Raw genomic sequence first — 13983 nt, 5'->3', positions numbered from 1 at the left:
GGGCTTTTTTGTGCGCCGAATAAGTGCATGATGCGCCGCATGGATATCGTTTCTGCACTCAAAGCCAGCGCCCTGTTCCGGGAGCTGGATCGGCGTGCGCTGCGCTCGGTTGCAGCGAGCGCGCAGTGGCTCGAACTGGGCGGCGGCCAATATCTGTTCCGCGTCGGCGAAACCAGCGATTCGCTCTACCTGGTGGTTTCCGGGCGTATTCGCGTCGTGCAGCCGCAGGAGGATGCTGCGCCGTTGCTGCTGGGCGAGAGCAGCGCCGGCGAGACGGTGGGCGAAATCACGCTGATTACCGCCGAGCTGCATTCCTCCGATGCCTTCGCGCTACGCGATACCGCGCTGATTCGTATCTCGCGGGACGTATTCGAAACGCTGGTGGAGCGTTATCCCAAAGCCATGCTGCGGGTCACGCGTCAGATCGTGCAGCGCCTGCGCGCGGTCAAACCCGCCCCACAGCGCGAAAGCGTGCGCAGCGCGCGTACCTATGCCGTGGTGCCGGCACATCCGGGCATCGACGTGGCCGCCTTCTCGCGTGCCCTGGCCGGTGAACTCGGGCAGGCGGCATCGACCCTGCGCCTGGATGCTCAGCGCGTCGACGCCGCACTTGGCGCGGGTGCCGCATCGGTGGACATGGGCATCGGCGAGCGCAACCGCGCAGTATCGGGCTGGCTCACGCAGCTGGAAGAGCGGTATCGCTATATCGTCTACGAGGCCAGCACCGAGCCCGACCCCTGGACCCGACGTTGCCTGCGCCAGGCCGATCGCGTGATCTTGATCGCCCATGGCGACCAGCGCCCCTTCGCCTCACGAAACCTGGTCTGGATTCGCGAGCAGGCGCTGCGCGCGCCGCAGGAAATGGTCGTGCTCGTGCCCGAACAGGGCGGCTATTCGGCACGGGCCTGGCGCGATACCGCCGGCGCCGCTGCCCAGCACCGGGTGGCGATCGGCCTGCCGGGCGCCCAGATGGCCCGCCTGGCGCGCATGATCTCCGGACGGGCGGTATGCCTGGTGCTGGGTGGCGGTGGCGCCCGAGGCTTTGCGCATATCGGCCTGGTTCGGGCGATGCAGGAAAAGGGTATCCCGATCGATGCGGTCGGCGGTACCAGCATGGGCGCGATGGTCGCCGCCATGGTGGCGATGGGCCTGGATGCCCAGCAGATGCTTGCCCGCATGCGCGAGACGTTCGTGACCGGGCGTTTTCTCAACGATTATTCGTTGTCGCGTATTTCGCTGATCAGCGCGGAAAAGTTCCGACGCCAGCTGAAGACGCTCTACGGCGACCGACATATCGAGGATCTGGATATTCCGTTTTACTGCCTGAGCACGAACCTCACGCGCGGCGTGCCGGTGGTGCACGAGCAGGGCGAGGTAGCGACCTGGGTCGGCGCGAGCATGGCCGTGCCCGGCATTGCGCCGCCGCTGGTGCACCGGGGCGATCTGCTGGTGGATGGCGGGCTGCTCAACGCCATTCCCTTTGACGTGATGGCCGCCATGGGGCGCGGGCAGGTGATCGTATCGGACGTCAGCCGGGCCACTGATCTGCGGGTGGAAATGGCCGAAGACGCCGAAACGGCCTCGTTGCTGTCGTTGGGCTCGAGCGCACGCCATCTGAACATGTTCAAGATTCTGTTTCATACGGCCACGCTCACCAGCGAACGCGAAAGCCGGGATATCGACGCGCGCGCGGATCTGGTGCTGCATATGCCGGTGGGCGGGATCAGCATGTTCGACTGGGACGAACTCGACGAGATCGTGTTTCGCGCCTACCACCACGCCGATCAGAAACTCGACGAATGGCTCGGCAGCCGCCGCGTGGCGTTTCGTGCACGGGTGGTCGCCAATCGTTTGGATTAGCGCGATGGCTTGCCCGGCCCGCGCCGGCGCACGGTTCCACGCCGCGGGCGGCGTTCTAAAGGCAATGTCCGCAGATCGACGCAGATCAACGCAGATTCAAGCGAAGACTATGTGTGCTCGGCGTCCAAGACTCGGGCACTGCGCTCACCCCGTGCTATTAGCTTACCGGCCTAGCTCTGCCTAGCTCTGCGTGAATCTGTGTTGATCTGCGGACAATCACGGTCGGATGCCGTGCTGCGAACGCGCAGAGTAATGCTGCAATCTACGGGTAATGCTTTATTTGCGGGCGTTGGCTGTTGTACATACGCGTTCGCCTAACCCAGTTATCAACCCGCGAAATGATCGATTTCCATGCCGAGTTGATAAGTGAAGCTTCCCTACGCAAACGGCCCAGTTCTTTGAAAATCGCAAGCGGGGTTGGTGCGCAGCGCTAGTTCAGAAGACGCGCGACGATGTCTTCATAGATATGGCTCAAACGCGCGACGTCTTCGGCCGGGATGCGTTCATTGGCCTGGTGGATGGTGTCGTTGAGCGGGCCGAGTTCCAGTACCTGGGCGCCGGTCGGTGCGATAAAGCGCCCATCCGAGGTGCCGCCAGCGGTTGAAAGCAACGTGTCGACGCCGGTCTGGCTGAGGATGGCGGCGCGGGTGGCGTCGATCAGAGCGCCTTCGCGGGTGATGAAAGGTGATCCGGAGAGTCGCCACTGGATCGACTCGGTATCGATGCCGTGCGCCTCGCAGCGCTGCTCGACATGCGCACGGATCGAGGCTTCGTCCTGTCGCGGGTTGAAGCGCCAGTTGAAGCGCGCCTCGGCCACGCCGGGGATTACGTTTTCGGCCCCCGTGCCGGCGTTGAGGTTGGATACCTGAAACGACGTGGGCGGAAAGAACTCGTCGCCGTCATCCCAGCGGTGCGCGGCCAGATCGGCGAGCAGGGCGAGCAGCCGATGCAGCGCATTGTCGGCCTTGTGTGGATAGGCAACGTGGCCCTGGCGTCCTTTCACCCGGGCATGGCCGTTGAGGCTGCCGCGCCGGCCGTTCTTGACCGTATCCCCGAGCGTGTCCGACGACGACGGCTCGCCCACGAGGCAGTAGTCGATTGTGATATCGCGTTCGCCGAGCCATTGCATGACCGCACGCGTGCCGTCCACCGCCGGACCTTCCTCGTCGCTCGTCAGCAAGAAGGCCAGCCGTCCCGGATGATCGGGGTGACGGTCACGAAAGCGCTCGGCGGCGCATACCATGGCGGCAACGCTGGATTTCATATCGGCCGCGCCACGCCCGATCAGCCAGCCGTCTTCGACCGTGGCCTCGAACGGACCCTGCGCCCAGTCGTCGAGCGGGCCGGGCGGCACCACATCGGTATGGCCGGCAAAGCACAGCAGCGGGCCGCTATCGCCGGCCACGGCCCAGAGGTTGTCCACCTCGCCGAAGCGCAGGTGCTCGACGGCGAAGCCGGCCGCGGCCAGTCGTTCGCCGATGAGTTTCTGGCAGCCGCCGTCGGCCGGGGTGACCGACTCGCGCTGAATCAGCGTTCGGGTCAGTTCGAGCGCTTCGTCCGTCATCAGTCGGCGCCGGCCAGGGCCGCCTCGTAGCGGCTTGCAGAAAAGCCGGCCAGGGTAGCGGTCGGCGTTTCCAGTATCGGGCGTTTGATCAGCGTCGGATTATCGACGAGTACGGGCAGCGGGTCGGCTTCGGTGGCCTGTTTCTGCTCGGCATCGAAATCGCGCCAAGTCTTGCTGCGCTTGTTGATCAGCGCGGCATCGCCAAGCGCGTCCCGCCATTGCTCGAGGCGCTCGCGGCTGGTGCCGTCAGCGCGCAGGTCGATCCACTCGTGCTCGATGCCCGCGGCGGTTAGCCACTGACGCGCCTTGCGGCAGGTATCACAGCTGGCGATGCCGTAGATACGAATCATCGTGCTCAGGCGCCGCGCAGCAGTTCGTTGATGCCGACCTTGGCTCGCGTGCCTTCATCGACCTTCTTGACGATGATGGCGGCGTTGATGCTGTAGCGGCCGTTGTCGCGCGGCAGGCTACCGGCCACCACCACGGAACCGGCCGGGACTTCGCCGTGCAGGATCTGATCCGCTTCACGGTCGTAGATCGGGGTCGACGCGCCGATGAACACACCCATCGAGATGACCGAGCCCTTGCCGACGCGTACGCCTTCAACGATTTCCGAGCGCGCGCCGATGAAGCAATTGTCTTCGATGATGGTGGGCGCGGCCTGGAGCGGCTCGAGTACGCCACCCAGGCCCGCACCGCCGGATAGATGCACGTTCTCGCCGACCTGCGCACAGGAGCCGACGGTGGCCCAGGTGTCGATCATCGCACCGCTGCCCACATAGGCACCGATGTTGACGTAACTGGGCATGATCACCGCGCCGGCGGCGACATGCGCGCCGCGTCGTACCATGGCCGGCGGTACGATACGCGCGCCCTGCTTCTGGAAGTCGTCGGCGTCGTAGTGGGCGTACTTCGACGGCACCTTGTCGAAATAGCGCGTATGCGCGCCATCGATGGGCGTGTTGTCGCGCAGGCGAAACGACAGCAGTACCGCTTTCTTGAGCCATTCGTTGACCACCCAGCCATCGGCGGTGGGTTCGGCCACCCGCGCAGCGCCGGAATCGAGCATGTCGAGCGCGCTCTGTACCGCGTCGCGTACGGCGTCGCTCGCGTTCTCCGGGGAAATGTTGGCGCGGTTCTCGAAAGCCTCTTCGATGATCTGCTGCGTATCGGCCATAGCGACTCCTTGCTGCGCGATCGACGAACGCGCGATATGAATGGTTGTGGGGCGCGGGAGTTTAACTCAGCGGGGCAACGCTTCGCACACCCGGGCCAGCCGCGTCGCGGCCTCGACGCAGTCTTGGGTCGAGGCGACCAGCGATAGTCGCAGGCGACCCATACCGGGGTTGACGCCGCCCGCCGCCCGCGCCAGATAACGACCGGGCACCACACGCAGGTTTTCGTCGCGCAGCGCGGCGCGGGTCAGATCCTCGTCGCTGGCATCGAAGGACGGCCACAGATAGAAGGAACCCGCCGGGCGGGTGACATCGCATAGCGGCTCGAGCAGCGGCATCACCGCCGCGTATTTCTCGCGATAGCGGTCGCGGTTGGCACGAACATGGGTTTCGTCGCGCCAGGCGGCAATGCTGGCCGCCTGTACGTGCTGGCCGAGCGTTGCACCGTGATAGGTGCGATAGCGCAGATAGTCGGCCAGCACCGCGCCGTCGCCGGCGACAAAGCCGGAGCGCAGCCCCGGCAGATTGGAACGCTTGGACAGGCTGTGGAAGACCACGCAGCGGGCAAAGTCATCGCGCCCCTGGGCATGGGCGATATCCAGCAGGCCGGGCGGAGGCGCACTTTCGTCGGCATAGATCTCGCTGTAGCACTCGTCCGAGGCGATGATGAAATCGTGCCTGTCGGCCAGTTCCAGGGCGCGTTCGAAATAGGCCCGGTCGGCCACCGCCCCGGTCGGGTTGCCCGGCGAACACAGATAGAGAAGCTGTACGCGATCCCATTCGGCTTCGCTCAGGGCGTCCAGATCGGCCAGAAAACCGGTGTCGGGCAGACAGGGCAGATACAACGGCTCGGCGCCTGCCAACAGCGCCGCACCTTCGTAGATCTGATAGCCGGGGTTGGGCATGGCGACCGCCGCCCCCGGGCGGCTGGCATCCACGACCGCCTGTGCAAACGAGAACAGCGCCTCGCGTGTGCCGGCAGCGGGAAGAATATGTCGCGTATCGTCAATCGCTTGCCGGCCAACGTTAAAGCGCCATGCCAACCAGTCGCCGATCGCGGCGCGTAGCGCGTCGCTGCCTTTCGTGGGCGGGTAGTGGGCGATGCCATCCAGTGCGTCGATGAGTGCCGTTTTCGCCACTTCGGCCGGTGGATGCTGGGGTTCGCCGATGGCCAGAGAAATCGGCGTCCGCCTGCTGTTGGGTGCGGTGTCGCGCAAAAGTGCGGCCAGCCGTTCGAAGGGATACGGCTGCAGGGCGTCGAGGCGAGGGTTCATGGGCCGTTCTTGTCGAGTTCGTTGGTCAGGGTTTCGCGCAGGCGTGTACGCGTCGCGCGATCCCGTATGGGGGCATGATCGCTGTCGGTAATGAAGAACACGTCTTCGGCGCGTTCGCCAATGGTGGCGATCTTGGCCGTCTCCAGCAGAATGCCGTTCTGGTAGAAGATGTCGCCGATTACCGAAAGCAGGCCGGGACGGTCGGCGGTGACGACCTCCATGATCGTACAGGCGCGCTCCGGCGTTTCGCTGAAATAGATCTGCGTCGGTACGTTGAAGTAACGGCTGCGGCGTGAAGCGCGGCGGGTGACTTCGATGCTCTCGACTTCCGGATTGGCGATGGCGGCACTGAGGGTGTCCTCGATCTCGCGGCGCCGATAGACCTCCTTGATGGGCTGGCCGTCGCTTTCACAGATCACGTAGGTGTCGAGGGTGTAATCGTCGCTGGTGGTGTTGATCCGTGCGTCGAGAATCGACAGTCCCAGTTGTGCAAGCACACCGGTCGCCACGCCGAACAGATAGTTGCGATCGCGGGTATAGACGAACAGGGTGCTGCCCTGGTCGGTAATCTCCGCTACCGAGACCAGCGGGCCGTCGCCGTCGTGAGTGACGATAGCCCGGGTCTGACGCGCGATTTCTTCCGGACTGTGGCGCAGGAAATATTCCGGATCAAAACGTGCCCATACCGCCTTGAATTTAGGTGTATTTACGCGGGAGCGCGTAAGCATGGCGGCTGCGGCGCTACGGGTTTCCGCGACCAGTTCCGCTTCGCTGAGCGGGTCGTCGAGGCCGCGCTCCAGGGCACGCCGCGTGTTCGTGTACAGGTCCACCAACAGGCTTTCCTTCCACGAGTTCCACAGATTGGGGTTAGTGGCACGAATATCGCAAACCGTGAGAAGGAACAGCCGATCGAGTCGCTCCCGGCTGCCGACTTCACGTGCGAACTCATTAACCACCTGTACGTCGTTGATATCACGACGTTGTGCAGTCATCGACATCAACAGGTGCTGACGAACCAGCCAGCACACCAGATCGGTATCGTCCGAGGAGATACCGTGATCCGCACAGAACTTGCGAGCGTCCGCCGCGCCCAGCTCGGAATGATCGCCGCCGCGGCCCTTGGCAATATCGTGCATAAGCCCGGCGATATAGAGGATCTGCGGCTTGTTGAGCGACTGCATCAGCTCGCTGGCGAACGGCAGCTCATGCTGAAAGCGGGGTAGCACGAGCCGCCGCAGGTTGCGGATGACGAACAGAGTGTGTTCGTCGACGGTAAGCGTATGAAACAGGTCATACTGCATCCGCCCGATGATCTTGCCGAAATTCGGCAGGTAGCGGCCGAGAATGCCGTATCGGTTCATCCGCCGCAGGGCCCGGGTCACACCGCTGCGCTGGCGCAGTATTTCCGTGAACAAACGGCGGCAGTGGATTGAATTGCGGAACGTTTTGTCGATCAGGTGGCGGTCGCGCCGCATCAGTCGCAGGGTATGTGCACGAATGCCGGTCAGCCGTGGCCGGGTCTGCATGAGATAGAAGATCTCGAGCAGGGCGCTGGGATGTTTGACGAACACGTCGTCGCCGGTCACTTCGATAAAGCCGTGACGCGACTGGAACCGCTCATTGATCGACCGCGGCCGTTCGTCGTCGCCGAAGTGCAGGATCGCCTCGGAGAAAAGTTGAAGAAGAATATCGTTAAGCGCGGTTAACGCTTTGATATTACGATAGTACTTCTGCATGAACTGCTCGACGGCGAGGTTGTTCTCTTCGTCCTCGTATCCGAGTAGCTTTGCGATCTGGATTTGATGGTCAAACAGCAGCCGGTCTTCGGGGCGGTCGGTCAGCGTATGCAGGGCGAAGCGTACGCGCCATAGAAAGATCTGCCCACGCTTGAGTTCGGTGAACTCGCGTTCACTCAAGAAGCCGTAATCGACCAGTCCGTCCAGCGTCTGTGCGGCGAACTGGCGTTTGGCGACCCAGGCGATCGTCTGGATGTCGCGTAGACCGCCCGGCGACTCCTTGGTGTTGGGTTCGAGCTTGTAGGCGGTTTCGTCATAGCGGGCGTGGCGTGCCTGCTGTTCCTCTATCTTCGCCTTGAAAAACTCGGCCGACGGCCAGATATGTTCGACCGAGGTCGCGGCCCGCATGGCCGCGAACAGCGCGGGGTCACCCGCCAGCGCGCGCGACTCCATCAGGTTCGTCATGATGGTGATATCGGCTTCGGCCTGCTCGGCGCATTCGGCGGGCGAGCGCACGCTATGGCCCACTTCCAGTCCGATATCCCATAGATGGGTCAGAAACCGCTCAAGCGCGGGGCCCACGTCGTCCAGCGTGCCCTGGCGGTACAGGATCAGCACGTCGATATCGGAATGCGGCAGCAGCTCGCCGCGGCCGTAGCCGCCCACGGCCACGAGGCAGGCGTTGGCGGAATCGGCCAGGGCGCGCCACGCGCTGCCCAGAACGGCGTCCACCAGGGCGCTGCGCGCCTCCACCAGTACGTCTACGTGCGCGCCGGCACGAAACGCCTGTTCGATACGTTTTCGGCCCGCGTCCAGATATTCGCGGGCCTGGGCAATCGATGCGCCCTCGGCCTGCGCCGCCCGGGCGATGAACGCGTCCCAGTCGCCCAGGTCGGCCTGGGCACGGCGGCGTGCATCAACGGACTGGCCCATCAGGCGCTCAGCTGGCTGGGAGTGAGAATCTCGGCGCCGTCATCGGTTACCAGGATCGTGTGTTCCCACTGGGCCGAGAGCGAATGATCCTTCGTGACCACCGTCCAGCCGTCCGGCAGCACTTTAACGTGGCGCTTACCCGCGTTGACCATGGGTTCGATGGTGAAGGTCATGCCCGCTTCCAGGCGCAGTCCCTGGCCGGGCTTGCCGTAGTGCAGTACCTGCGGCTCTTCATGAAACCCCAGTCCGATACCGTGGCCGCAGTATTCGCGTACCACCGAGGCGCGTTGGGACTCGACATAGGCCTGAATCGTCGCGCCGATATCCCCGAGCGTCGCGCCGGGACGCACGACGTCGATGCCCTTGTAGAGCGCGGCTTCGGCAATGTCCGACAGGCGGCGGGCCTTGATCGAGGGTTCGCCGGCGAAATACATGCGCGAGCTGTCGCCGTGGTAGCCGTCCTTGATCAGGGTGACGTCGATATTCATCGCGTCGCCTTTCTTGAGCGCCTTCTCGCCGGGTATGCCGTGGCAGACCACATGATTGATCGACGTGCAGATGGATTTCGGAAAGCCGTGGTAATTCAGCGGGGCGGGCGTGGTGCCCAGCTCGTCGACCATGTATTCGTGACAGAGGGTGTTGAGTTCGTCAGTGGTCACCCCGGGCTGTACATGCGGCGTGATCATGTCCAGGACCTGCGCGGCCAGGCGGCCGGCTTCGCGCATCTTGTCCTGTTCTTCGGGGGTCTTGATGGTCACGGCCATGCGTTTCGATCCTTGAAAGTCGTCGTGGGATGTCGGTCGAATTGCGACCGACGCTAGCCTGAAAACGGTCGCTATGGTATAAACCGCTCGCGTTCGCGGCAATCGAAGGCCGGGAACGCGCTAGTTAAACGGTCGATAATGACCGTATTCGATATCGAAAATCCGCACGCGTGTCGGCACATGAAACGGGGTGCCTGTCTGTAGATGCAGACCGGTTGTTTCATGGGATGCGCGTAAGCCACAACCCGGAGACAATCCATGAGTCAGATCAGCATGCGCCAGTTGCTCGAGGCGGGGGTTCATTTCGGCCACCGTACCCGTTACTGGAACCCCAAGATGGCCCCCTACATCTTTGGCCAGCGCAACAAAATCCATATCATCAACCTCGAAGAGACTCTGCCGCTCTTCAAGGACGCCTACAACTACATCAGCCGTCTGTCCGCCAATGGCGGCAACGTGATGTTCGTGGGCACCAAGCGCGCCGCGCGCGAAGCCGTGGGCAAGCAGGCACAGCGCTGCGGCATGCCTTTCGTCAATCATCGTTGGCTCGGCGGCATGCTGACCAACTTCAAGACGGTCAAGAACTCGATCCAGCGTCTGCACGACCTGGAGCAGATGATCGAAGACGGTTCGATCCGCAAGCTCAACAAGCGCGAAGCGCTGGATCTCTATCGCGAGCGCGACAAGCTCGAGCGCGGCATCGGCGGCATCAAGGAAATGACCAGCCTGCCCGATGCGCTGTTCATCATTGACGTCGGCTTCGAAAAGATCGCTGTCGACGAAGCCCGCAAGCTGGGGATTCCAGTCATCGCCGTGGTCGATACCAACTGCTCGCCGGAAAACATCGACGTGGTCATTCCCGGCAACGACGACGCGATCCGTGCCATTCGCATCTACAGCGAAATGGTCGCCGACGCCGTACTGGCGGGGCGCGGCAGCAAGGGCGATTTCTCCGGCCAGGAAGATGACATGGTCGAAGTTCAGGCGCAGGGCGCCAGCCACGAGCCGGGCAAGCCGGCCGAGGCCCAGGCGGCGAGCGAAGCCACGCAGAACTCCGTCATTCAGGAGTCGCAGGGCGAAGCCGAGCCGACTGCAACCGCCTCGCTGGGCGACGTCGCCTCCGTGCCGTCGGAAAACCCGGAACAGGCCGACCCCAAGCAGGCCGACAAGTAATCTCGTCCGGGCCGGTGCGTGATCGACGCGCCGGCCCGGCCGCTACCCAAATTTTGCGGAGAACGAATCATGGCAATTAGTGCTGCTCTGGTTAAAGAACTACGTGAACGCACCGGCGCCGGCATGATGGAGTGCAAGAAGGCACTCACCGCCACCGATGGCGATATCGATGCCGCGGCCGACAACATGCGGCGCGAAGGCCTGGCCAAGGCCGACAAGAAAGCCGGCCGCGTGGCCGCGGAAGGCCGTATCGCAACGGCCGTGTCGGATGACAAGACCGTCGCCGTGCTGCTGGAAGCCAACTGCGAAACCGACTTCGTTGGCAAGAACGACGATTTCGTGAATTTCGCGGAACTGGCCGCCCGCACCGCGCTGGATCACGCGCCGGCCGACGCCGAGGCACTGGCCGCGATCGAAGTCGACGGCGAAAGCCTGGACGCCAAGCGTCGTGCGCTGGTCGCCAAGCTCGGCGAGAACATCACCATTCGTCGTTTCCGCCGCATCGAGGCCGGTGACGGCAAGCTCGATGTCTACATGCACGGCGCGCGTATCGGCAGTGCCGTTGCAGTGGCCGGCGGTGAAAGCGAGTTGGCACGCGATCTGGCGATGCATGTGGCGGCGACCGCACCGGCCCATCTGTCGGCCGACGACGTGCCGCAGGAGCGCCGCGACGCGGAAAAGGAACTGTTGATGGCGCAGGCCCGCGACAGCGGCAAGCCCGAAGACATCATCGAAAAGATGGTGGAAGGGCGTCTGCGCAAGTACCTGGGCGAAATCACGCTCATGGGTCAGCCGTTCGTGAAGGATCCGGACACCACGGTCGAAAAGCTGTGCAAGCAGCAGAACGCGACCGTGACCGACTATGCCCGTCTGGAAGTCGGCGAAGGGATCGAGAAGAAGCAGGAAGACTTCGCTGCCGAGGTCAAGGCGCAAGCCGAAAAGACAGCCTGAGGGCGAACCGGCCGGCTGCTCAGGCAGCCGGCTTTTTTTTAGCTGCCCGTATCGCACGATCGGGTCGTAAGTTATCGTTGCCGGCCAGGAGCCGCTTCATGTTGTCGTACTGCCGCGCCACTCGATGAGCAAGAACAAGCCGACCACCCAACGCATTCTGCTGAAACTCAGCGGTGAGGCCCTCATGGGGCAAGCCGATTATGGTATCTCTGCCGAGGTGGTCGAACGACTTGCCGCCGAGATCAAGGGGCTGATCGAGTCGGGCGTTCAAGTCGCGCTCGTGGTCGGCGGCGGCAATATTTTCCGCGGTGTCGGGCTTGCCGGGCGCGGCATGGATCGAGTCACCGGCGACCAGATGGGCATGCTGGCGACCGTCATCAACGCGCTGGGCCTGCAGGATGCGATCGAGCATGCCGGGATGACGGCACGCGTGATGTCGGCGATTCGTATCAACCAGGTCTGCGAGGACTATATTCGGCGCCGGGCCATTCGCCATCTCGAGAAGGGGCGCGTAGTCATCTTCGCTGCCGGTACGGGCAACCCGTTTTTCACGACCGACTCCGCGGCCAGCCTGCGGGCGGTGGAGATCAACGCCGACCTCATGCTCAAGGCCACCAAGGTTGACGGTATCTACAGCGCCGACCCGATGCGCGACAGCAGCGCAAAACGATACACGCACCTCACGTACGATGAGGTCATCGATCAGCGCCTGAGCGTGATGGATACCACGGCGATCGTGCTCTGCCGCGACAACGGCATGCCGCTACGGGTGTTCGATATCAACCGGGCCGGCGATCTGGCACGCATCGTCGCGGGCGACGACGTGGGTACGCTGGTCGACAACGACACGACGAGAAGCAACGGATGATTGACGAGATTTACAGTGACGCACAGCAGCGCATGGACAAGACGATCAACGTCATGCGCGAGAACTTCGGCAAGATCCGCACCGGGCGGGCAAGCACGAGCCTGCTCGACCACGTGACGGTGGACTACTACGGCTCCGAAGTGCCGCTTAACCAGGCCGCCAATATTTCCCTGGAAGATGCGCGCACCATCACCATCCAGCCCTGGGAAAAGAGCATGGTGCAGCCGGTCGAGAAGGCGATCATGAAAGCCGACCTGGGCCTCAACCCGTCGACGGCGGGGCAGGTCATTCGCGTTGTACTGCCGCCGCTGACCGAGGACCGCCGCAAGGATCTGGTGAAGGTCATTCGTGCCGAGGCCGAGGACGGGCGCGTGGCGATTCGAAACATCCGTCGCGACGCGAACTCCACGCTCAAGGAACTGGTGAACGAAAAGGAAATCAGCGCCGACGACCAGCACGGTGGCGAAGCGCGAATCCAGAAGCTCACCGATCAGCACATCGACCGGATCGACAGCCTGCTCGAGGATAAGGAAAAGGAGATCATGACGGTTTGAACAAACCGTCGATCTGACTCGAGCGCCAGGTGCGAATATGACTGTGCCCGACCACGTCGCAATCATCATGGACGGCAACGGCCGCTGGGCGAACCGGCGGGGTCTGCCGCGTGCGGCAGGGCATCGTTCCGGCGCGCAGGCCGTTCGGGCGATTGTGGAAAGTGCACGAGAACAGTCGGTTAAAACACTGACATTGTTCGCATTTTCCAGCGAGAACTGGCAGCGTCCCAAAACCGAGGTGCGCGTGCTTCTCGATTTGTTCCGGCGCACGATCCGGCGCGAAATCGATTCCATGCACGACTCCGGCGTACGCCTGAGCTTCATCGGCGAGCGCGAGCATTTCTCGCAGGCGCTCCAGCAGGAAATGGCTCAGGCAGAACAGCGTACCCGCGACAACGACGCGCTGAATCTGGTCATTGCCATCGACTACGGCGGGCGCTGGGATCTCGTACAGGCCGCGCGCCAGCTGGCCCGCGACTGCTGCGACAACCGGCTCGCGCCCGAGGACATAGACGAGCACAGCCTTGGCGCGCGTATGGCGCTGGCCGAGTACGCGGCGCCGGATCTGTTCATCCGTACCGGCGGCGAACGCCGCATCAGCAACTTTCTGCTCTGGGATCTCGCCTACAGCGAGCTGTATTTCTCCGACGAGCTGTGGCCGGATTTCGATGGCCACAGTCTGGCCTGTGCCATCGAATGGTTCGGCCAGCGCCAGCGCCGCTTCGGCCGCCTGCCGCAGACGGCGGCGACAGGCGTATAACCCGCGTGCTCGCTACCCGTATCGCAACAGCCCTGGTTCTGGTGCCCCTGGCGGTATTGGGCATGCTGTATCTGCCCACGTTCGCGATCACCGTGGTGTTTGCGGTGCTCATGCTCTTGGGTGCCTGGGAATGGGCCGGCCTGTTGCGTATGGGCGATACCGGCCACGTACTCCTCGTACTGGCCACGGCGCTGCTGATCTTTCTGTTCGCGCTGGTGCGCAGCCAGTTCTGGGTGGTCGCGGTCGACAATCTGCTCATCGGCGCGGCCTGCCTGTGGTGGCTGATCGCGATCGGCTGGATCGTGCGCTATCCGACCGGCTGGGCGCGGGTGATGGGGCGTACCGATATCGGTACTGCCACCGGCCTGCTG

Annotated in this window: 13 protein-coding genes; 7 read left to right on the top strand and 6 right to left on the bottom strand. The window is 63.4% G+C overall.

Going from position 1 to position 13983, the window contains the following annotated elements; all coding sequences use genetic code 11:
• The first annotated feature begins 39 nt into the window (after window positions 1-39).
• Window positions 40-1860 carry a patatin-like phospholipase family protein gene (locus CMN27_RS08730; protein WP_293625652.1) on the top strand — a complete coding sequence of 607 codons (1821 nt, stop codon included), beginning with the start codon at window positions 40-42 and terminating at the stop codon, window positions 1858-1860.
• Between the two features lie 430 nt (window positions 1861-2290).
• On the opposite strand, the gene dapE is transcribed toward CMN27_RS08730, so the two are convergent.
• The 6 genes from dapE to map form a co-directional block, all read right to left on the bottom strand.
• Window positions 2291-3424, bottom strand: coding sequence for a succinyl-diaminopimelate desuccinylase (gene dapE, locus CMN27_RS08725; protein WP_293625651.1), 1134 nt, complete (start codon window positions 3422-3424; stop codon window positions 2291-2293).
• Window positions 3424-3774, bottom strand: a complete 351-nt coding sequence (locus tag CMN27_RS08720; RefSeq protein WP_293625650.1) for a Spx/MgsR family RNA polymerase-binding regulatory protein — start codon at window positions 3772-3774, stop codon at window positions 3424-3426. The genes dapE and CMN27_RS08720 overlap by 1 nt, the downstream gene beginning before the upstream one ends.
• 5 nt (window positions 3775-3779) lie before the next feature.
• Window positions 3780-4601, bottom strand: a complete 822-nt coding sequence (gene dapD, locus CMN27_RS08715; protein ID WP_293625649.1) for a 2,3,4,5-tetrahydropyridine-2,6-dicarboxylate N-succinyltransferase — start codon at window positions 4599-4601, stop codon at window positions 3780-3782.
• A gap of 66 nt (window positions 4602-4667) precedes the next feature.
• Entirely contained in the window at window positions 4668-5873 is a 1206-nt protein-coding gene (gene dapC / locus CMN27_RS08710; protein WP_293625648.1) for a succinyldiaminopimelate transaminase, read from the bottom strand.
• The gene (glnD, locus tag CMN27_RS08705; protein ID WP_293625647.1) at window positions 5870-8542 is read right to left on the bottom strand and encodes a [protein-PII] uridylyltransferase; all 2673 of its coding nucleotides are present in this window, start codon (window positions 8540-8542) and stop codon (window positions 5870-5872) included. Before glnD ends, dapC begins: the two co-directional genes overlap by 4 nt.
• Entirely contained in the window at window positions 8542-9306 is a 765-nt protein-coding gene (gene map / locus CMN27_RS08700; protein WP_293625646.1) for a type I methionyl aminopeptidase, read from the bottom strand. The genes glnD and map overlap by 1 nt, the downstream gene beginning before the upstream one ends.
• 258 nt (window positions 9307-9564) lie before the next feature.
• Here map and rpsB point away from each other — a divergent pair, with 258 nt between their 5' ends.
• The 6 genes from rpsB to CMN27_RS08670 all read left to right on the top strand — a co-directional run.
• Window positions 9565-10479, top strand: coding sequence for a 30S ribosomal protein S2 (gene rpsB, locus CMN27_RS08695; RefSeq protein ID WP_366515433.1), 915 nt, complete (start codon window positions 9565-9567; stop codon window positions 10477-10479).
• Window positions 10480-10548: 69 nt separating this feature from the next.
• Entirely contained in the window at window positions 10549-11430 is an 882-nt protein-coding gene (gene tsf, locus CMN27_RS08690; protein ID WP_293625644.1) for a translation elongation factor Ts, read from the top strand.
• Window positions 11431-11554: 124 nt separating this feature from the next.
• Window positions 11555-12298 (top strand): UMP kinase, encoded by a 744-nt coding sequence (pyrH, locus tag CMN27_RS08685; RefSeq protein ID WP_293625643.1) that lies wholly within the window; start codon window positions 11555-11557, stop codon window positions 12296-12298.
• The gene (gene frr / locus CMN27_RS08680; protein WP_293625642.1) at window positions 12295-12852 is read left to right on the top strand and encodes a ribosome recycling factor; all 558 of its coding nucleotides are present in this window, start codon (window positions 12295-12297) and stop codon (window positions 12850-12852) included. Before pyrH ends, frr begins: the two co-directional genes overlap by 4 nt.
• A gap of 37 nt (window positions 12853-12889) precedes the next feature.
• Window positions 12890-13612 (top strand): polyprenyl diphosphate synthase, encoded by a 723-nt coding sequence (gene uppS / locus CMN27_RS08675; RefSeq protein WP_293625641.1) that lies wholly within the window; start codon window positions 12890-12892, stop codon window positions 13610-13612.
• A gap of 5 nt (window positions 13613-13617) precedes the next feature.
• Window positions 13618-13983 (top strand): phosphatidate cytidylyltransferase (locus CMN27_RS08670; protein ID WP_293625640.1); only part of this gene is annotated, 366 nt, incomplete at its 3' end.

This window comes from Salinisphaera sp., assembly GCF_002729955.1.
GTDB lineage: Bacteria > Pseudomonadota > Gammaproteobacteria > Nevskiales > Salinisphaeraceae > Salinisphaera.
The sequence above is the reverse complement of the archived record's forward strand: the minus strand, read 5'-3'. Positions and strand labels throughout refer to the sequence as shown.